The sequence below is a fragment of the Streptomyces sp. CC0208 genome, from assembly GCF_003443735.1.
In the GTDB taxonomy this organism is placed as follows: Bacteria; Actinomycetota; Actinomycetes; order Streptomycetales; family Streptomycetaceae; genus Streptomyces; species Streptomyces sviceus.
Map to the genome: position 1 here is coordinate 2,709,664 of NZ_CP031969.1, position 18,396 is coordinate 2,728,059.

Genomic DNA, 18,396 nt, shown 5'->3' on the forward strand with positions numbered 1-18,396 from the left:
TCACGTCCGCCGGACCTCAGTCGAACTGGTCGCCCCATGCCATCACCATCACACCGACGATCAGCAGCCACAGCGCTCTGCGGGTGCGTCCCCGGGAGCCAAGGACCGCCGCGAGCGCGCACACGACGGCGCCGAAGGCGTAGGCCGTCGGCACGAGCGCGGGGTCGGAGCCGGCCGCCCGGAGCGCCGCCGCGGCCAGACCGGCGAGCGCCAGCAGGGCGCCGGTGCCGGAGGCCGTCCAGCGGGCCCGCCGCGCGTCCAGCCCCTGGCCGTCGTACTCCTCCTGTATGTCGGATGGCTCGGAATTCGCAGGACCGTTCATGGCGGGCGAGCGTAGCGTGTTCCGCTGAGACTGCCGGGCCTTCTCAGGCCCCCGACCGAAGCAGGTGCATTGTTTGAGCGTCCGACCGAGCTCCGCCGTACCCCTTTCCGTCTCTCAGGACTCAAGGAGCCCGTTCACCGATGCCAGACGACATCACCCCGAGGACCTCGCAGACCTCGAATGAGGACCTCACCCGGCGGCTGACCCAGGCCCGTTACCCCCGCAGCAACAGCTACGACGCCCGCTGGGTCGTCGAGAACCAGATGGGCCCGAACGCGCTGTGGCTGCTGGAGTGGCTCGCGCCCGCCCTGGGCCTGGACACCCTGCGCCCCTGCGCCCGCGTGCTCGACCTGGGCTGCGGCCGGGCGATGACCTCGGTCTTCCTGGCCAGGGAGTACGACGTCCAGGTCACCGCGGCCGACCTGTGGGTCAAGCCCGACGAGAACGCGAAGCGCATCGCCGAGGCCGGTTTCGCCGACCGGGTGCTGCCCGTGCACGCCGAGGCGCACGACCTGCCGTTCGCCGAGGCGAGCTTCGACGCGATCGTGAGCATCGACGCGTACCAGTACTTCGGCACGAACGACCTCTATCTGCCCACGCTGACCCGGCTGTTGAAGCCGGGCGGGAAGATCGGGATCGTCGTGCCCGCGGTACGGGAGGAGCTCACGGGGGACGAGCCCCCCGAGCACCTCAAGCCCTTCTGGGACCCCGGTTTCTGGGCGTTCCACTCCGCCGACTGGTGGCGGCGCCAGTGGACGCGCAGCGGGGCCATCGAGGTCGAGACCGCCGAGTGGCAGCCCGACGGCTGGAAGGACTGGCTGCTGTGGAGCGAGGTCTGCGCCGCGGAGAGCCCCTACCCGTGGATGGCCGACATGGCCCGCGACTCGGTGGATCTGATGCACGCCGACGAGGGCCGGACGCTCGGATTCGTACGGCTCGTAGGACGCCGTAAGTAGCCGTACGGCCCCGGAGGACCTGTCCTCCGGGGCCGTACCGCGTGGTTTCGCTCAGCCTTCGCTGACGCCCAGCTTCTCCAGGATCAGTTCCTTGACGCGGGCCGCGTCGGCCTGACCGCGGGTCGCCTTCATGACGGCGCCGACCAGGGCGCCGGCCGCGGCGACCTTGCCGGAGCGGATCTTGTCGGCGATGCCCGGGTTGCCGGCGATGGCCTCGTCGACGGCCGTGCCCAGCGCCGAGTCGTCCGACACGACCTTCAGGCCGCGCTTGTCGACGACCTCGTCCGGGGTGCCTTCGCCCGCGAGGACGCCTTCGATGACCTGGCGGGCCAGCTTGTCGTTGAGGTCACCCTTCGAGACCAGCTCGGTGACCCGGGCGACCTGCGCCGGGGTGATGGCCAGCTCGTCGAGCGCCTTGCCGGACTCGTTGGCGCTGCGGGCGAGTTCGCCCATCCACCACTTGCGGGCGGAGGCCGCGTCGGCACCCTCGTCGATCGTGGCGACGATCAGGTCCAGGGCGCCGGCGTTGAGGATCGCCTGCATGTCCAGGGCCGTGATGCCCCACTCGGCGACGAGCCGGTTGCGGCGCACCAGCGGCAGCTCGGGCAGCGCGGCCCGGATCTCCTCGACCCACTCACGCGAGGGGGCCACCGGAACGAGGTCCGGCTCGGGGAAGTACCGGTAGTCCTCGGCCTCCTCCTTCACGCGGCCCGAGGTCGTGGACCCCGTGTCCTCGTGGAAGTGCCGGGTCTCCTGGATGATCGTCCCGCCACTGCTCAGGACGGCCGCGTGCCGCTGGATCTCGAAACGGGCCGCGCGCTCCACGGACCGCAGCGAGTTGACGTTCTTCGTCTCGGAACGCGTGCCGAACTTCTCGGTGCCGTTCGGGCGCAGCGACAGGTTCACGTCGCAGCGCATCTGCCCCATCTCCATGCGGGCTTCCGAGACGCCGAGCGCCTTGATGACCTCGCGCAGCTCACGGACGTACGCCCGCGCGACCTCGGGGGCACGCTCGCCCGCGCCCTCGATCGGCTTGGTGACGATCTCGATGAGCGGGATGCCGGCGCGGTTGTAGTCCAGGAGCGAGTGCGAGGCGCCGTGGATACGGCCTGTCGCGCCGCCCACGTGGGTCGACTTGCCGGTGTCCTCCTCCATGTGGGCGCGTTCGATCTCCACACGGAAGGTCTCGCCGTCCTCCAGCTGGACGTCGAGGTAGCCGTTGAAGGCGATCGGCTCGTCGTACTGGGAGGTCTGGAAGTTCTTCGGCATGTCCGGATAGAAGTAGTTCTTCCGGGCGAAGCGGCACCACTCGGCGATCTCGCAGTTCAGCGCGAGACCGATCTTGATGGCCGACTCGATGCCGATCGCGTTGACGACCGGGAGCGCGCCGGGCAGGCCGAGGCAGGTGGGGCAGGTCTGCGTGTTGGCGTCCCGGCCGAGCTCGGTCGAACAGCCGCAGAACATCTTGGTCTTGGTGCCGAGTTCGACATGGACCTCAAGGCCCATGACGGGGTCGTACGACGCGAGAGCGTCCTCGTACGACACCAGGTCGGTCGTGGTGGTCACGGTGTAACTTCCCTCTCAGCCCAGCAGGACGTCGTCGTCGCCCAGCCGCTTCAGCTCGCGGTACAGGATGGCGAGGCCGGTGACGATGGCGACGGCGGACACGGTGGCGTCGATCAGGACCAGCGTGTCCTTCTCGGCGCGGGCCTTCTTGAGCCGCTTGGCGACGCCGATCGCGCCGAACGCGGTCCCGGCGATGGACAGGTACGTGCCGGACTTGGACTTCTTGAAGTCCTTCGCCTTGGTCAGCTTGCTCACAGCGACGGTGCCTCCTCCAGGAGCGGGTGCCCCCACCTTTCCACGAAGGCGGCCTCGACGGCGGCGCCGACCTTGTAGAGCCGGTCGTCCTTCAGGGCCGGGGCGATGATCTGCAGACCGACCGGGAGGTTGTCCTCCGGGGCGAGGCCGCACGGCAGCGACATGGCCGCGTTGCCCGCGAGGTTGGTCGGGATGGTGCACAGGTCGGCCAGGTACATCGCCATCGGGTCGTCGGCGCGCTCGCCGATCGGGAAGGCGGTGGTCGGGGTCGTCGGGGAGACGATCACGTCGACCTGCTCGAAGGCCTTCTCGAAGTCACGCGTGATGAGCGTGCGGACCTTCTGCGCGGACCCGTAGTAGGCGTCGTAGTAGCCGCTCGACAGGGCGTACGTGCCGAGCATGATCCGGCGCTTGACCTCGGGGCCGAAGCCCTCCGCGCGGGTCAGCGAGGTGACCTCCTCGGCGGAGTGCGTGCCGTCGTCGCCGGTCCGGCGGCCGTAGCGCAGGCCGTCGAAGCGGGCGAGGTTGGAGGAGCACTCGGACGGCGCGATCAGGTAGTACGCGGAGAGCGCCAGGTCGAAGGACGGACAGTCCAGCTCGACGATCTCGGCGCCCAGCTCCTTGAGGAGCGCGACCGACTCGTCGAAGCGCTGGATGACACCGGCCTGGTAGCCCTCGCCGCGGAACTGCTTGACGACACCGACGCGCATGCCCTCGACGCTGCCGTTGCGGGCGGCCTCGACGACCGCGGGGACCGGGGCGTCGATCGACGTGGAGTCCAGCGGGTCGTGCCCGGCGATCACCTCGTGCAGCAGCGCCGCGTCCAGGACCGTACGGGCGCAGGGGCCGCCCTGGTCGAGGGAGGAGGAGAAGGCGACCATGCCGTAGCGGGAGACCGCGCCGTACGTCGGCTTCACGCCGACCGTGCCGGTGACGGCGGCGGGCTGGCGGATGGAGCCGCCGGTGTCGGTGCCGATGGCCAGGGGGGCCATGTGCGCGGCCAGCGCGGCGGAGGAGCCACCGCCGGAGCCGCCCGGGATGCGGGTGAGGTCCCAGGGGTTGCCGGTCGGGCCGTAGGCGCTGTTCTCGGTGGAGGACCCCATGGCGAACTCGTCCATGTTGGTCTTGCCGAGGATGACCACGTCGGCGGCCTTGAGCCGCTTGGTGAGCGTCGCGTCGTACGGCGGGATCCAGCCCTCGAGGATCTTCGAACCGACGGTCGTCGGGATGCCCTCGGTGGTGAAGATGTCCTTCAGTGCGAGCGGGACACCGGCGAGCGGGCCGAGCTTCTCGCCCCTCTCGCGCTTCTCGTCGACGGCGCGGGCCTGCGCGAGCGCGCCCTCGCGGTCGACGTGCAGGAAGGCGTGCACCTTCTCGTCGACGGCCTCGATCCGGGCCAGGTGGGCCTCGGTGACCTGCACGGCCGTGAGCTCACCGGAAGCGATCTTCTCGGCGGTCTCGGCGGCGGTGAGCTTGATGATGGTGACGTTGTCCGTCATGGCGGTTAGTCCTCCCCCAGGATCTGCGGCACCTTGAAACGCTGCTGCTCCTGGGCCGGGGCGCCGGAGAGCGCCTGCTCGGGGGTGAGCGACGGACGGACCTCGTCCGCGCGCATGACGTTCGTCAGCGGGAGCGGGTGCGAGGTCGGCGGTACGTCTTGGTCGGCGACCTCACTGACGCGTGCGACCGCGCCGATGATGTCGTCCAGCTGTCCTGCGAAGTGCTCGAGCTCTTCGGGCTTCAGCTCCAGACGCGCCAGCCGTGCGAGGTGGGCGACCTCCTCGCGCGTGATGCCAGGCATGCAGCGATCCTCTGGGGTGGGTGAGTGTGTGGTTTGGGGCCAATCCTATGGGTCACGGCCGGATGGCCGTTAAACGGTTTCCCGTGGCCGAGCGCAACGGGCAGCCCCCATACCGCACCAAAGGATGCCTGGACAGGTCACTCCGCCGCAGGCAGCGCCGCCCTCGGCCGCTGCCAGCCCCGCGACCCGCGCGCCAGCAGCCACGCCGTGGTCTCCTCGGGCGGCATCGCCGCCGCCACCAGCCAGCCCTGTACGGCGTCGCAGCCCATGTCGCGCAGCCGCTCCCAGGTCTCGTCGTCCTCCACTCCCTCGGCCACGACCAGGAGGCCCAGGGAGTGGGCGAGGTCGACCGTGCAGCGGACGATCTCCGCGTCCTCGGTGTCGACGGCCAGCTTGGCCACGAAGGAGCGGTCGATCTTCAGTTCGCTGACGGGGAGGCGGCGGAGGTGGACCAGGGAGGAGTAGCCGGTGCCGAAGTCGTCCAGGGACATCTTCACGCCGTGCCCGGTCAGTGCGGCGAGGGTGTCCGCGGCCCGTGAGGGGTCCTCCAGGAGGACGTGTTCGGTGATCTCCAGCTGGAGGGCGCCCGCGGGGACGCCGTGCCGGGCGAGGCGCGCGGCCACCGAACCGGCGAAGCCCGGGGTGTGCACGTCACGCGGGGAGACGTTGACCGCCACCGGGACGTACAGACCCTGCGCCCGCCATTCGGCGACCTGGGCGAGAGCCGTGTCGAGGACGTACTCGGTGAGGTAGGGCATCAGCCCGGACGACTCGGCGATCGCGATGAACTCGTCCGGCGGCACCTTCCCGCGCTCCGGGTGCACCCAGCGCACCAGGGCCTCCAGACCGGCGACCTGTCCGTCGAAGCGCACCTTGGGCTGGTAGTGCAGCTGCACCTCGTGCGCGTCCAGGGCCCGGCGCAGATCGCCCAGGAGGCCGAGCCGGTCGGGGGTGTTGGAGTCCCGCTTCGACTCGTAGACCTCTACGCCCGTACGGTCCCGCTTGGCCTGGTACATCGCCACGTCCGCCCGTCGCAGCAGCCCCTCGGCGTCCACGGCGTGGTCGGGGAAGACGGCGACCCCGGCGCTGGCCTCCAGGACGAGGGTGAGCCCGTCGAGGTCGAGCGGGGAGCTGAGGGCCGCGACCAGGTTGCGGGCGACCCGGGTCGCGGAGGTCGTGGAGTCGGCTATCGGCAGTAAGACGGCGAACTCGTCGCCGCCGAGCCGAGCGGCCTCCGCCCCGCGCGGCAGCGCGAGCCGCAGCCGGTCGGCGATCTGGAGGAGCAGCCGGTCACCGGCGAGGTGGCCCAGGGTGTCGTTGACCGAGCGGAAACGGTCGAGGTCGATGAGCATGAGGGCGGCCCGGGCATCGATGCGCTCGGCGTCGTCCAGGGCGCTCCAGATGCGCTCCAGGAGCCACTGCCGGTTGGGCAGTCCGGTCAGCGGGTCGCGCAGTTGCTCCTCGGCGCGGGCCCGGGCCATCCACAGGGTGGAGTCCAGGGCGATGAGGGGGATCGAGAACAGCGGGAGCAGCACCGGCTTGGCGGTGGCGACCACGCAGACCAGCGGGGCGATGCCGAGCAGCGCGACCGCGACCAGGCCCTGTCTGACCAGGGCGGTGCGGGCCACGGTGGGCAGACCGGCGTGGCCGGAGGAGTGCAGGTACCAGCCCAGGGCCCGGGTGACCGCGAGATAGGCCACGGCGACCAGGACCACCTCGGGACCGGTGTAGAAGGTCCAGGTGTCGGGGTTCCAGGGGGTCTCGACGGACGGCGACTGGCCGAACGCGGCGAGGACCAGGGCGCCGGCGGCTATGCCGAGGATGTCCACCGCGCCGTGCAGGATGCCCTGCCGCCAGCGGTGGCGCCTGGCTATGCCGACCAGCAGCACGACGGTGAGGCTGACCAGGCCGGCGGACACCCAGCCGTACAGCAGCAGGACGGCGAGGGTCAGGGCGGCGCCCGAGCCGGTGCCGCCCCACCAGCGGGCCCGGCCGAGGGCGACCAGATGGCCGACGATGACACCGGTCAGTACGGCCAGCGACCATCCGACGGTGCCGGACGGGAAGAGTGCGTGGCCGCCGGTGAACGCCCGGTAGAAGCCCGCGCCCAGCACGAATCCGGCCGCCGAGACGACCGTCGTGGGCAGTGCGGGCCAGGACAGGTGCCGCTCGGTCTCGGGGTCCGGCACGCCGGGGGCGCGCTCGGCGGTGAGCTGTGCGGCGCCGGGGCCGCCGGCCGCGCTGTACTGTCCGGCCGCGTACGGTCCGGCGGCGCGACCCTCCGCGCCCGGATGCTCCGAAGGCCGCCCGGCCCACCGGCTCGCCCGCAGGGCGCCGGTGAGCCGGCGCAGCCGTGAGTCCGGGGCGGCGCTCTCGGTCGGTTCCATTCCCGTCCCTCTCACAGCCGGCGGTGCCCACGCCACGCGGCTCGTTCGCCCGACAAAACCCTCGACGGCGCCGCGTTGGAAAACCCTTCCCCCGGCTCATGAGGAGCAAGGGGATGCCCCGACCGCAGCTGGGCACGGCAGGCGCACATCTCAACAGTAGGCCGCAGAAGGCTTCCACGGGCAGCGGTCGTCGACGGTTGCCCGAATGCGCCCCGGCCACCCGTATGCCTCTGGTATGCGCCGATCGGGTGGCCTTCAACCGCGGCTCCTCGCTACTCCTCCGTGGGAAGCGCCACATCGGCGGCCGCTTCGGGACCTTGTTCCAGCAGGACGTCGAAGCCGTCCTCGTTCAGAACAGGCACCTTGAGTTGCATCGCCTTGTCATATTTGGACCCAGGATTGTCACCCACGACGACGAAAGACGTCTTCTTCGAAACCGAACCGGTCACTTTCGCCCCCTTGGACTGCAGCGCCTCTTTGGCCCCGTCTCGGGTGAAGCGCTCCAGGGTGCCGGTGACGACGACGGTGAGCCCTTCGAGGGGTCGCGGGCCCTCGTCCTCCCCCGAGCCCTCCTCCTCCATGCGCACGCCCGCGGCCTTCCACTTGCGCAGGATCTCCTGGTGCCAGTCCTCCGCGAACCACTCCTTGAGGGACTTCGCGATGATGGAGCCGACACCGTCGGTGTTCGCCAGCTCCTCCTCGCTCGCCTGCTCGATGCGGTCGATCGAGCGGAAGTTGCGCGCCAGCGCCTCGGCGGCGACCGGGCCCACATGGCGGATGGACAGACCGGTCAGGACGCGGGCGAGCGGGCGGTCCTTGGCGGCGGCGATGTTCTCCAGCATGGCGACGGCGTTCTTCTTGGGCTCGCCCTGCTGGTTGGCGAAGACCGTGGCGACCTTCTCCTCGCCGGTCTTCGGGTCACGCTTGGGCAGACCGCTGTCCTGGTCGAGGACGTACGCCTTGATGGGCAGCAGTTGCTCGATGGTGAGGTCGAACAGGTCGCCCTCGTCGGTCAGCGGCGGGTCCGAGGGCTCCAGCGGCTGGGTGAGCGCGGCGGCGGCGACATATCCGAAGTGCTCGATGTCCAGCGACTTGCGGCCCGCGAGATAGAACAGGCGTTCGCGCAACTGGGCGGGGCAGGTGCGGGCGTTGGGGCACCGCAGATCGACGTCGCCCTCCTTCATGGGCCTGAGCGCGGTGCCGCACTCGGGGCACTCGGCAGGCATCACGAACTCGCGCTCGCTGCCGTCGCGCAGGTCGACGACCGGGCCGAGGATCTCCGGGATGACGTCCCCGGCCTTGCGCAGCACCACGGTGTCGCCGATGAGGACGCCCTTCAGCTTGACGACGTCCTGGTTGTGCAGGGTGGCGAACTCGACCTCCGAGCCGGCCACCGTCACCGGCTCGACCTGGGCGTACGGCGTGACCCGGCCCGTACGGCCCACGCCCACGCGGATGTTGATGAGCTTGGTGTTGACCTCCTCGGGCGCGTACTTGTACGCGATCGCCCAGCGCGGGGCTCGGGAGGTCGAGCCGAGACGCCCCTGGAGGGGGATCTCGTCGAGCTTGACGACGGCCCCGTCGATCTCGTGCTCCACGGAGTGGCGGTTCTCGCCGAAGTAGGCGATGAACTCCCTTACGCCGTCGAGGCCGTCGACCACCTTGTTGTGCTTGGCGGTGGGCAGGCCCCAGGACTTGAGGAGGTCGTAGCCCTGGGAGAGGCGGGTCATGCCGTCGAAGCCCTCCAGGGCGCCGATGCCGTGCACGACCATGTGGAGGGGGCGGGTGGCGGTGACGCGCGGGTCCTTCTGGCGCAGTGAACCGGCCGCCGCGTTGCGCGGGTTGGCGAAGGGCTTGTCGCCGGCCTCGACCAGCCGGGCGTTGAGCTCCTCGAACTTCTCCATCGGGAAGTAGACCTCGCCGCGGATCTCCACGAGGTCGGGGACCTTGTCGCCGGTGAGACGGTCCGGGATCTCGGCGATCGTACGGACGTTGGGCGTGATGTCCTCGCCGGTGCGGCCGTCGCCGCGGGTGGCCGCGCGGGTGAGACGGCCGTGCTCGTAGGTGAGGTTGACGGCGAGGCCGTCGACCTTGAGCTCGCACAGCAGGTGGTAGTCGGTGGTGCCGACGTCCTTGGCCACCCGCTCCGCCCAGGCCGCCAGCTCCTCGTCGCTGAACGCGTTGTCCAGGGAGAGCATCCGGGAACGGTGCTGGACGGACGTGAACTCGGTCTCGTACGCCCCCGCGACCTTCTGGGTCGGCGAGTCGGGGGTGCGCAGCTCGGGGTACTCGTCCTCCAGCGCCTCCAGGGAGCGCAGGAGCTTGTCGAAGTCGGCGTCGCTGACGACCGGCGCGTCGTTCACGTAGTACCGGAAGCGGTGCTCCTCGATCTGCTCAGCGAGCTGCGCGTGCTTCTCCCGTGCCTCCGAGGGCACCGTCGTCTCCGCTTGCTTGTCGCCGGCCACCGTGTTGTCCTCCCGTTACTCTGGGTTGTCCGCGAGGGATCTCGCCGCCTGGGCGCAGTGGGCGAGAGCCTTGCGCGCGTACTCGGGGGAGGCCCCCGCGAGTCCGCACGACGGAGTGACCGTGACCGCCTCCGCGAGAAGTCCCGGATGCAGCCCCAGCCTGCGCCACAGCGTCCTGACACCCATGACGCTACCGGCAGGGTCTGACAATGCGGTGTCCGTGCCCGGCACGACACCGGCGAAGAGCCTCGTGCCCCCTTCCACCGCCTCGCCGATCGCATCGTCGTCACGCTCGGTGAGGAGCGAGAAGTCGAAGGAGACCGCCGCCGCACCCGCCCTCCGCAGCAGGGCGAAGGGGACGTCCGGTGCGCACGAGTGGACCACGACGGGCCCGTCCGCGTGAACCCCGACGACCTCGCGCAAACCGGCCTCGACGAGCTGCCGGTCCACCGCCCGGTGGGTCCGGTATCCGCTGGCGGACCTCACGTGCCCCCGCAGCACGGCGATGAGGGAGGGCTCGTCGAGCTGGAGCACGATCTGCGCGCCGGGGACCCGGTTGCGGACCTCCTCCAGGTGCAGCCGCAGCCCCTCCGCGAGCGAGGCGGCGAGGTCCCGGCAGGCGCCGGGGTCGGAGAGGGCGACCTCACCGTTCCTCAGCTCCAGCGCGGCGGCGAGCGTCCAGGGCCCGACGGCCTGCACCTTCACCTGTCCCTCGTACCCCTGGGTGAACTCCTCCAGCGCGTCGAGGTCCTCCCCCAGCCAGGACCGCGCCCGCTTGGTGTCCCGGCCCGGCCGGTCCCCGATCCGCCATCCGCTGGGCTCCACGCGCGCGTACAGCTCGACGAGCATTCCCGCGGTACGGCCGATCATGTCGGCGCCGGGGCCGCGGGCGGGCAGCTCGGCCAGGAACGGGAAGTCCTCGAAGGAGCCGGTGGCGGTCCTGGCGGCCTCACGGGCGTCACCGCCGGGGAGGGAGCCGATGCCGGTGGCGGGGGCGAAGCGAATGTCTGCGGTCACGTGTGAAGCCTACGTAGGTGACCGGGTGGTTCTCGCCCCCGTGGGCGCCGTCAGCGACCGGGCCTGACCGTCAGGTCGTTGATCTCCGCGTCCCTCGGGAGGTCGATCGCCGTCAGGATCGCCGTCGCGACCGACTCGGGGTCGATCCACCGCGAGGGGTCGTACTCCTTGCCCTCCTGCTGGTGGACCTTGGCCTGCATGGGGCTGGCGGTGCGGCCGGGGTAGACCGAGGTGACCCGGACGCCGTTCGCGTGCTCCTCGTGGCGCAGGGAGTCCGCCAGGGCCTTGAGGCCGTGCTTGGAGGCGGCGTACGCGGACCAGTCGGCGTGCGCGTTCAGACCCGCGCCCGAGTTCACGAACACCACCTGGCCCCGGGCCGCCCGCAGTTGCGGCAGGAAGTGGCGGGTCAGCTCGGCCGGCGCGATCAGGTTGACGTTCAGCTGGTGACGCCAGGACTTCGGGGTCAGGTCGCCGACGGGGCCGAGGTCGACCACGCCGGCGATGTGCAGCAGGGAGTCCACCTGGTCCGGCAGCGTCTGGTGCGAGAAGGCCCAGCTCAGCTTGTCGGGGTCGGCCAGGTCCCCGACCAGGGTCCGCGCCCCGGGGAACTCCGCGGCCAGCTCCTTCGCACGGCCCGCGTCACGCGCGTGCAGCACGAGCTCGTCCCCGCGCGCGTGCAGACGACGGGCGACCGCCGCGCCGATGCCGGAGCCCGCTCCGGTGATCACATGTGTAGCCATGCCGCCATGCTCGCATCACGGCGTCAGCGGGTACCGAGCGACTCCTCCAGGTACGCCAGCGCCCCCACCGGCTCCTCCGCGAAGAACACCAGGTCGGTGAGCGGGCGGGGCAGGAAGCCCTCGTCCTCCATGCGCCGGAACTGCTCCTTCAGCCCGTCGTAGAAGCCCGCCGTGTTCAGCAGGACGACCGGCTTCTCGGTGTGCCCGTGCTTCTTCAGCTCCAGGATCTCGGTGGCCTCGTCGAGCGTGCCCGTGCCGCCCACCATGATCACCACGGCGTCGGCCTTCTCCAGGAGCAGCTTCTTGCGTTCGGCGAGGTCCTTCGCGATCACCATCTCGTCGACACCCGGGCGGACCTTGGCGGACAGGAACTCCACGGAGACCCCCACGAGCCGGCCGCCCGCCTCCTGCACACCGTCCGCGACCACCTTCATCAGGCCCACGTCCGAACCGCCCCACACCAGCGTGTGGCCGCCCTTGCCCAGCAGCTTCGCGAACTCCCGCGCGGGGCGCGTGTAGCGGTCGTCGAGGTCGGCGGCGGAGAGGAAGACGCAGATTCGCATGAGGTCACCGTACGCGGGAAGAACCAGCGGCCCGCGAGTGCTCTTCCGGTATGGCCGAAGGACACACGATCACCATCGAGCAAGTCGACCGGCACGTGCGCGTGGTGCACGGCGAGCAGATCCTCGCGGAGAGCGAACGAGCCCTGGTGCTGCGCGAGACGGGTTGTCCCCCGCGCTACTACCTCCCCGCCGAGGACGTACGACTCGACCTGCTGACCCCCTCCGACACTCACACCTACTGCCCGTTCAAGGGCACCGCGTCCTACTGGTCGCTCCCGGACGCGCCCGACCTGGTGTGGTCCTATCCCGAGCCGAAGCCCGCCGTCGCCGAGATCAAGGACCACCTCTGTTTCTACGAGGTCGACGTGTCCTGACCGATGACTTCGCCGCCGTACGGCAGTCTCCACAGGCATGGACAAGAAGACCCTCTCGCGCGACGGCACTCCGATCGCGTACGCACGTACCGGGCAGGGCCCGGCGGTCATCCTGGTCAGCGGCGCGATGTCCACGGGCGGCACGGTCGCGCCCCTGGCCGTGCCGCTGTCCGAGCGGTTCGACGTGCTCGTGTACGACCGCCGGGGCCGCGGTGCGAGCGGCGACACGGCTCCCTACGCGGTGGCCCGTGAGGTCGACGACCTCGCCGCGCTCATCGAGACGGCGGGCGGCGAGGCGAGCCTGTGCGGTGTCTCGTCCGGCGGTGCGCTGGTCCTGGAGGCCGCGGCGAGCGGGCTGCCGGTCCGGCGGGTCGCCGTGTACGAGACGCCTTTCGCCGACTTTCTCGACGGCGGCGCCGAGGGCAACGCCGAGTACACCCGACGCCTCGACGCGGCACTCGCCGAGGGGCGGCGCGGGGACGCGGTGGAACTGTTCCTGCGGCTCACCGGCATGGGCGAGGAGATGATCCAGGGCGCCCGCCAGTCCCCCATGTGGCCCGGCATGGAGGCGGTCGCCCCGACGCTCGCCTACGACAACGCGGTCATGGCCGGCGGTCTGGTCCCCCGGGACCGGCTGGCCTCGATCACGGTCCCGGTGCTGGCCGTCGCGGGCGGCGCGAGCCCGGAGTGGATGCGCGAGGGCACCAGGGCGGTCGCGGAGGCGGCCCCGAAGGGCTCGTACCGCGTCCTGGAGGGCCAGACCCACATGGTCGACCCGACCGCCCTGGCGCCGGTCCTGACGGAGTTCTTCACGGACTGACACGGACAGGCACGGCTGGCACGGACTGGCTCGGACTGGCACGGACTGACGTTCCGGCGACGCGTGCGCGGCAGGGCGGTGCGGGGGCTTGGGCGGCGCGCGGGCGCAGGGCGGCGTTCGGCGCGCGCCTCCCAGGCACGTCAGCGCGCCCTGCGGTCTGACGCCCCTGCCCTCCGGCGGGGCGTCAGGCCACGCCCGCCCTCACGCGCACCGTCGTCGCGATCGTCGCCGAGCCCACCACGCGGGTGTCGTCGTACAGGACGATCGCCTGGCCTGGGGCCACCCCGCGGACCGGCTCGGTGAAGGACACCCGCAGCTCCCCGTCCACCAGCTCCGCGGTGACCTCGGTCTCGCCGCCGTGGGCGCGGAGCTGGGCGGTGTAGGTGCCGGGACCGGTCGGGGCCGCGCCGCACCAGCGGGGCTTGATCGCGCTGAGGGCGGTCACGTCCAGGGCGGCGGCCGGGCCGACCGTCACCGTGTTGTTCACCGGAGAGATGTCGAGGACATAGCGCGGCTTGCCGTCGGCGGCCGGGGTGCCGATGCGCAGCCCCTTGCGCTGGCCGATCGTGAAGCCGTACGCGCCCTCGTGGGTGCCGACCTTCGCACCCGACTCGTCGACGATGTCGCCCTCCGCCCGGCCGAGGCGCGAGGCGAGGAAGCCCTGGGTGTCGCCGTCGGCGATGAAGCAGATGTCGTGCGAGTCGGGCTTCTTGGCGACCGCGAGGCCCCGGCGCTCGGCCTCGGCGCGGATCTCGTCCTTGGTGGTGACCGTGTCGCCGAGCGGGAACAGGGCGTGCGCCAGCTGCCTCTCGTCCAGGACGCCGAGGACGTACGACTGGTCCTTCGCCATGTCGGAGGCGCGGTGCAGCTCGCGGGAGCCGTCCGCGAGCGTGACCACCTTCGCGTAGTGGCCCGTGCACACCGCGTCGAAGCCCAGCGCGAGCGCCTTGTCGAGGAGCGCGGCGAACTTGATCTTCTCGTTGCAGCGCAGGCAGGGGTTGGGGGTGCGGCCGGCCTCGTACTCGGCGACGAAGTCCTCGACGACGTCCTCGCGGAAGCGGTCGGCGAGGTCCCAGACGTAGAACGGGATGCCGATGACGTCGGCGGCACGGCGGGCGTCGCGCGAGTCCTCGATGGTGCAACAGCCACGCGCGCCCGTGCGGAACGATTGCGGGTTCGCGGAGAGCGCGAGGTGGACGCCGGTCACGTCGTGGCCGGCTTCGGCGGCACGGGCGGCGGCGACGGCGGAGTCCACTCCTCCGGACATGGCGGCGAGAACGCGAAGAGGGCGCTGCGTGGTGTCAGTCATAACCCTTCAAGAGTACGGGGACGCGGGAACCGGGGCGGCCGGGTATCCGTTGACGACCACATGGGGGCGACAGAGGGTTCCGGGGACGCCGACCGGCGCATCGGCCGGCGGGCCCTGCTCATCGGCGGCGCGGCGGCCGCCGTGGGCACGGCGGTGCTGGCCCGCGACGAGCTGGCGCGGTTGTGGTGGCGGGCGCCGGGAGTGGAGAAGCCGCGGGTCGAGGGCGCGGTCGACTTCGGCGGCGCGCAGTGGGTGGCGGCCTCCGACGCGAACTGGCGGCGCGCGGACCGGCCCGACGACTACGGCATAGACATGGTGATCATCCATGTCACCCAGGGCAGTTTCGCGAGCGCGGTGAAGGTGTTCCAGGACCCGGGCCACGGGGCGGCAGCGCACTACGTCGTCCGCAAGGACGGGCACATCACGCAGATGATCCGCGAGCTGGACGTGGCGTACCACGCGGGCAACCGCGCCTACAACGAACGCAGTGTGGGCATCGAGCACGAGGGTTTCGTCGACCGGCCCGAGGACTTCACGGACGCGATGTACGCGGCCTCGGCGCGGCTCACGGCCCGGATATGCGCGCGGTACGCCATCCCCGTCGACCGCGAGCACATCATCGGCCACGTGGAGGTGCCGGGGACGGACCACACCGACCCGGGCGAACACTGGGACTGGGACCGGTACATGAGGCTGGTGCGGAGGGCCCGGAGCGCCTCCGCCTAGGTATGAACTTCCGGCAAGGATCACGTGTCCGATATGCCCCGCGTCCCGATCATGACCTGCGGATCGTCAACCTGGCTTTTCCTCAAGGGAGTTGACCCGAGCTCCGCTTTCACAGCTTCCCGGGCTCGCACCCAGTTTCGCCCCAGTCCTCGCACAGCCCTTGGGTCGAGGCTCCCCCGCCATGACACACACCACAGACGGCCTGGGGGCCAAGCCCGAGCACTCCAAGGAGAACAGAGGCCACAAGAAGGGTCTGCACCGGCGGAAGTTCCTCGGCGGGATGGCGGGGGTGGGCCTCGGGGCCGTGGGGGCGGCAGGCGCCGCCTTCTCCCTGCTGACCGAGGGCACCCGCAGTAAGGCGGCCGCCGCGACGGACGGCACCCTCACCATCCCGGAGCTGCTGGAGGGCACCGCGTCCGACGGCACGACCACCTTCACGCTCGCGGCACAGACCGGCACCGCCGAGGTGCTCAGCGGCGTCACCAGCAGCACCGCGGGCTACAACCAGTCGTTCCTCGGCCCCACCCTGAAGTGGACCAAGGGCGACACCGTCCTGCTGGACATCACCAACAACCTCTCCGAGGACACCACCGTCCACTTCCACGGCGCCCACGTCCCGGCCAAGATGGACGGCGGACCGCAGAACGCCTTCTCCGCCGGGACGACCTGGTCCCCCACCTTCACGGTCCTGGACGAGGCCAAAACCCTCTGGTACCACCCGCACGCCCTGGGTACCACGGCCAAGCAGGCCACCCACGGCCTGGCCGGGATGATCATCGTGGAGGACGACTCCGACGCCTCCGCCGCGCTGCCCAGCGACTACGGCGTGGACGACATCCCGCTCATCTTCCAGTGCCTGGCCGTGGACAGTGCCGGTGACATCAAGTACGACCAGAGCGGCTATCTCAGCTCCGGCCTCAGCTTCCCGGTGCTGGTCAACGGCGAGAACGTCGACGACACCACCCTCGCCTTCGCCGCGACCAAGACCCGCAACCGCTTCCGGGCGCTCAACGCCTCCCCCTCCGACATCATCACCCTCCAGCGCAGCGACGGGGGCACGCTGACTCAGATCGCCACCGACCAGGGCTATCTGGCGGAGGCGGCCGAGGTGACCACCATCCGGCTGGTGGCCGGGGCGCGCGCCGAGTTCGTCATGGACGTCACCGCGGACGTCACGCTCCAGGTGGTCATCACGACCGGCTGGATCCGCGGCGGCTCCGGCACCTACGACTTCCTCACCGTCACGGCGGGCGGCACCGACACCCCGGACGACCTGCCGAGCACCCTCAACACCATCGAGCGGTACGACACCTCCGACTTCACGGCACGCACCATCACGCTCAGCAACACGGGCGCGACGATGAAGATCAACGGTACGGCCGGGCTCACCATGTCCGGCATGACGATGATCAGCACCACGCTGGGCGCGAAGGAGATCTGGACGATCACCAACGCCAGTCAGCTGGAGCACTCGTTCCATCTGCACGACGTGCCCTACCAGCTCGTCTCAATCAACGGCGAGGAGCCCACAGGGGTCGAACTCGGCTGGTACGACACGTACGAGGTCGTCGGCGGCGGCAAGATCGTGATCGCGATGGAGTTCACGGACTTCGCCGACGACACCTACATGTACATGCTCCACTGCCATCTGCTGCAGCACGAGGACGAGGGAATGATGGCCTCCCTCATGGTGACGGAGAGCTGACATCGGACAACGGCTGCCGTCGGCAGTGCCAGGGCCGACGGCAGCCCCTGCCCCAGCGCGCCGCGCCGCAGCCGCAGCCGCAGCCGCAGCCGCGGGAAGGATGCGGCGAAGGCGAGCGCGGAGGCGATGAGGACCGAGCAGAGGCAGCGGATCAGGGTGCGGCCCGCGATGGGTTCGCAGCACGGTGCCTTCGGGGGCGTAGGCGTTACGTCAGCCCCGCCGCGCGGGCCCGTTCCACCGCCGGGCCGATGGCCTTGGCGACCGCCTCGACGTCCGCCTCGGTGGAGGTGTGGCCGAGGGAGAAGCGCAGGGTGCCGCGGGCCAGGTCGGGGTCGGTGCCGGTGGCCAGCAGGACGTGGCTGGGCTGGGCGACGCCCGCGGTGCAGGCGGAGCCGGTGGAGCACTCGATGCCCTGCGCGTCCAGGAGCAGCAGCAGGGAGTCGCCCTCGCAGCCGGGGAAGGTGAAGTGGGCGTTGGCCGGGAGCCGTCCTCCCGGTGCCGGGTCGCCGCCGAGGATCGCGTCCGGGACCGCCGTACGGACCGCCTCCACCAGGGAGTCGCGCAGGGTGCCGATCTCGGCCTGGAACCACTCGCGCTGTTCGGCGGCGAGGCGGCCGGCCACCGCGAAGGAGGCGATGGCGGGGACGTCGAGGGTGCCGGAGCGGACGTGGCGCTCCTGGCCGCCGCCGTGCAGGACGGGGACCGGGGTCCACTCCCGGCCGAGGACGAGCGCGCCGATGCCGTACGGGCCGCCGATCTTGTGGCCCGACACCGTCATCGCGGCGAGGCCGGAGGCGGCGAAGTCGACGGGGACCTGGCCGAAGGCCTGGACCGCGTCGGCGTGCAGCGGGACGCCGAACTCGGCGGCGACCTCTGCGAGTTCGCGGACCGGCAGGATCGTGCCGATCTCGTTGTTGGCCCACATGACCGTGGCCAGGGCGACGTCGTCGGGGTGGTGGGCGATGGCCTCGCGCAGGGCTTCGGGGTGGACCCGGCCGTGCTTGTCGACGGGGAGGTACTCGACGGTGGCGCCCTCGTGTTCGCCGAGCCAGTGGACGGCGTCGAGGACGGCGTGGTGTTCGACGGGGCTGGCGAGGACCCGCGTCCTTGCGGGGTCCGCGTCCCGCCGGGACCAGTACAGGCCCTTCACGGCGAGGTTGTCGGCCTCCGTGCCGCCGGAGGTGAGGACGATCTCGCTGGGGCGGGCACCGAGCGCCTCCGCGAGGGTCTCGCGGGATTCCTCGACCGTGCGGCGGGCCCTGCGGCCGGAGGCGTGGAGGGAAGAGGCGTTGCCGGTGACGCCGAGGTGGGCGCTGAGCGCCTCGACCGCCTCGGGAAGCATCGGCGTGGTCGCGGCGTGGTCGAGGTATGCCATGGTGACGCCGATTCT

General features: G+C 71.0%; 17 protein-coding genes. 5 read left to right on the forward strand and 12 right to left on the reverse strand.

The window, feature by feature from the left end:
* Positions 1-16: 16 nt before the first annotated feature.
* Positions 17-322 carry a hypothetical protein gene (locus D1369_RS12130; RefSeq protein WP_007384865.1) on the reverse strand — a complete coding sequence of 102 codons (306 nt, stop codon included), beginning with the start codon at positions 320-322 and terminating at the stop codon, positions 17-19.
* Positions 323-462: 140 nt separating this feature from the next.
* Here D1369_RS12130 and D1369_RS12135 point away from each other — a divergent pair, with 140 nt between their 5' ends.
* The gene (locus D1369_RS12135; protein WP_007384864.1) at positions 463-1,278 is read left to right on the forward strand and encodes a methyltransferase domain-containing protein; all 816 of its coding nucleotides are present in this window, start codon (positions 463-465) and stop codon (positions 1,276-1,278) included.
* A 51-nt stretch (positions 1,279-1,329) separates the two neighbouring features.
* On the opposite strand, the gene gatB is transcribed toward D1369_RS12135, so the two are convergent.
* From gatB to D1369_RS12180, 9 genes are all read right to left on the reverse strand, one after another.
* Entirely contained in the window at positions 1,330-2,844 is a 1,515-nt protein-coding gene (gatB, locus tag D1369_RS12140; RefSeq protein ID WP_118082450.1) for an Asp-tRNA(Asn)/Glu-tRNA(Gln) amidotransferase subunit GatB, read from the reverse strand.
* A gap of 15 nt (positions 2,845-2,859) precedes the next feature.
* Positions 2,860-3,099, reverse strand: a complete 240-nt coding sequence (locus D1369_RS12145) for a hypothetical protein (RefSeq protein WP_007384862.1) — start codon at positions 3,097-3,099, stop codon at positions 2,860-2,862.
* Positions 3,096-4,598, reverse strand: coding sequence for an Asp-tRNA(Asn)/Glu-tRNA(Gln) amidotransferase subunit GatA (gatA, locus tag D1369_RS12150; RefSeq protein ID WP_007384861.1), 1,503 nt, complete (start codon positions 4,596-4,598; stop codon positions 3,096-3,098). The genes D1369_RS12145 and gatA overlap by 4 nt, the downstream gene beginning before the upstream one ends.
* A 5-nt stretch (positions 4,599-4,603) precedes the next feature.
* Complete coding sequence (gene gatC, locus D1369_RS12155) at positions 4,604-4,900, reverse strand: Asp-tRNA(Asn)/Glu-tRNA(Gln) amidotransferase subunit GatC (RefSeq protein ID WP_007384860.1); 297 nt, start codon at positions 4,898-4,900, stop codon at positions 4,604-4,606.
* A gap of 137 nt (positions 4,901-5,037) precedes the next feature.
* On the reverse strand, positions 5,038-7,287 hold the full coding sequence (locus tag D1369_RS12160) for a bifunctional diguanylate cyclase/phosphodiesterase (protein WP_037901498.1): 2,250 nt from the start codon (positions 7,285-7,287) through the stop codon (positions 5,038-5,040).
* 272 nt (positions 7,288-7,559) lie between these two features.
* Complete coding sequence (ligA, locus tag D1369_RS12165; protein ID WP_007384858.1) at positions 7,560-9,752, reverse strand: NAD-dependent DNA ligase LigA; 2,193 nt, start codon at positions 9,750-9,752, stop codon at positions 7,560-7,562.
* Positions 9,753-9,767: 15 nt separating this feature from the next.
* Complete coding sequence (locus tag D1369_RS12170) at positions 9,768-10,769, reverse strand: methionine synthase (RefSeq protein WP_007384857.1); 1,002 nt, start codon at positions 10,767-10,769, stop codon at positions 9,768-9,770.
* 50 nt (positions 10,770-10,819) lie between these two features.
* Complete coding sequence (locus D1369_RS12175; protein WP_007384856.1) at positions 10,820-11,509, reverse strand: SDR family oxidoreductase; 690 nt, start codon at positions 11,507-11,509, stop codon at positions 10,820-10,822.
* Positions 11,510-11,532: 23 nt separating this feature from the next.
* Complete coding sequence (locus D1369_RS12180; protein WP_007384855.1) at positions 11,533-12,072, reverse strand: TIGR00730 family Rossman fold protein; 540 nt, start codon at positions 12,070-12,072, stop codon at positions 11,533-11,535.
* Positions 12,073-12,122: 50 nt separating this feature from the next.
* Between D1369_RS12180 and D1369_RS12185 the strand changes: the two genes are divergently transcribed.
* Positions 12,123-12,446: a DUF427 domain-containing protein gene (locus D1369_RS12185; RefSeq protein ID WP_007384854.1), complete on the forward strand. Its 324-nt coding sequence runs from the start codon at positions 12,123-12,125 to the stop codon at positions 12,444-12,446.
* A 37-nt stretch (positions 12,447-12,483) separates the two neighbouring features.
* Positions 12,484-13,266, forward strand: coding sequence for an alpha/beta hydrolase (locus D1369_RS12190; protein WP_007384853.1), 783 nt, complete (start codon positions 12,484-12,486; stop codon positions 13,264-13,266).
* A 184-nt stretch (positions 13,267-13,450) separates the two neighbouring features.
* On the opposite strand, the gene mnmA is transcribed toward D1369_RS12190, so the two are convergent.
* On the reverse strand, positions 13,451-14,575 hold the full coding sequence (gene mnmA, locus D1369_RS12195) for a tRNA 2-thiouridine(34) synthase MnmA (protein ID WP_007384852.1): 1,125 nt from the start codon (positions 14,573-14,575) through the stop codon (positions 13,451-13,453).
* Between the two features lie 60 nt (positions 14,576-14,635).
* Here mnmA and D1369_RS12200 point away from each other — a divergent pair, with 60 nt between their 5' ends.
* Together D1369_RS12200 and D1369_RS12205 are read left to right on the forward strand one after the other, a co-directional pair.
* Positions 14,636-15,301: an N-acetylmuramoyl-L-alanine amidase gene (locus D1369_RS12200; RefSeq protein WP_037901497.1), complete on the forward strand. Its 666-nt coding sequence runs from the start codon at positions 14,636-14,638 to the stop codon at positions 15,299-15,301.
* A gap of 181 nt (positions 15,302-15,482) precedes the next feature.
* Positions 15,483-17,006 carry a multicopper oxidase domain-containing protein gene (locus D1369_RS12205; RefSeq protein WP_050789755.1) on the forward strand — a complete coding sequence of 508 codons (1,524 nt, stop codon included), beginning with the start codon at positions 15,483-15,485 and terminating at the stop codon, positions 17,004-17,006.
* Positions 17,007-17,211: 205 nt separating this feature from the next.
* On the opposite strand, the gene D1369_RS12210 is transcribed toward D1369_RS12205, so the two are convergent.
* Positions 17,212-18,381: a cysteine desulfurase family protein gene (locus tag D1369_RS12210; protein WP_007384849.1), complete on the reverse strand. Its 1,170-nt coding sequence runs from the start codon at positions 18,379-18,381 to the stop codon at positions 17,212-17,214.
* Between the last annotated feature and the right edge of the window lie 15 nt (positions 18,382-18,396).

What these genes read in the sequence shown, in the direction of transcription:
- D1369_RS12130 (WP_007384865.1), bottom strand. Translation starts at nt 322, where the DNA reads ATGAACGGTCCTGCGAATTCCGAGCCATCCGACATACAGGAGGAGTAC.
- D1369_RS12135 (WP_007384864.1), top strand. Translation starts at nt 463, where the DNA reads ATGCCAGACGACATCACCCCGAGGACCTCGCAGACCTCGAATGAGGAC.
- gatA (WP_007384861.1), bottom strand. Translation starts at nt 4,598, where the DNA reads ATGACGGACAACGTCACCATCATCAAGCTCACCGCCGCCGAGACCGCC.
- gatC (WP_007384860.1), bottom strand. Translation starts at nt 4,900, where the DNA reads ATGCCTGGCATCACGCGCGAGGAGGTCGCCCACCTCGCACGGCTGGCG.
- D1369_RS12160 (WP_037901498.1), bottom strand. Translation starts at nt 7,287, where the DNA reads ATGGAACCGACCGAGAGCGCCGCCCCGGACTCACGGCTGCGCCGGCTC.
- D1369_RS12175 (WP_007384856.1), bottom strand. Translation starts at nt 11,509, where the DNA reads ATGGCTACACATGTGATCACCGGAGCGGGCTCCGGCATCGGCGCGGCG.
- D1369_RS12180 (WP_007384855.1), bottom strand. Translation starts at nt 12,072, where the DNA reads ATGCGAATCTGCGTCTTCCTCTCCGCCGCCGACCTCGACGACCGCTAC.
- D1369_RS12185 (WP_007384854.1), top strand. Translation starts at nt 12,123, where the DNA reads ATGGCCGAAGGACACACGATCACCATCGAGCAAGTCGACCGGCACGTG.
- D1369_RS12190 (WP_007384853.1), top strand. Translation starts at nt 12,484, where the DNA reads ATGGACAAGAAGACCCTCTCGCGCGACGGCACTCCGATCGCGTACGCA.
- mnmA (WP_007384852.1), bottom strand. Translation starts at nt 14,575, where the DNA reads ATGACTGACACCACGCAGCGCCCTCTTCGCGTTCTCGCCGCCATGTCC.
- D1369_RS12200 (WP_037901497.1), top strand. Translation starts at nt 14,636, where the DNA reads ATGGGGGCGACAGAGGGTTCCGGGGACGCCGACCGGCGCATCGGCCGG.
- D1369_RS12205 (WP_050789755.1), top strand. Translation starts at nt 15,483, where the DNA reads ATGACACACACCACAGACGGCCTGGGGGCCAAGCCCGAGCACTCCAAG.
- D1369_RS12210 (WP_007384849.1), bottom strand. Translation starts at nt 18,381, where the DNA reads ATGGCATACCTCGACCACGCCGCGACCACGCCGATGCTTCCCGAGGCG.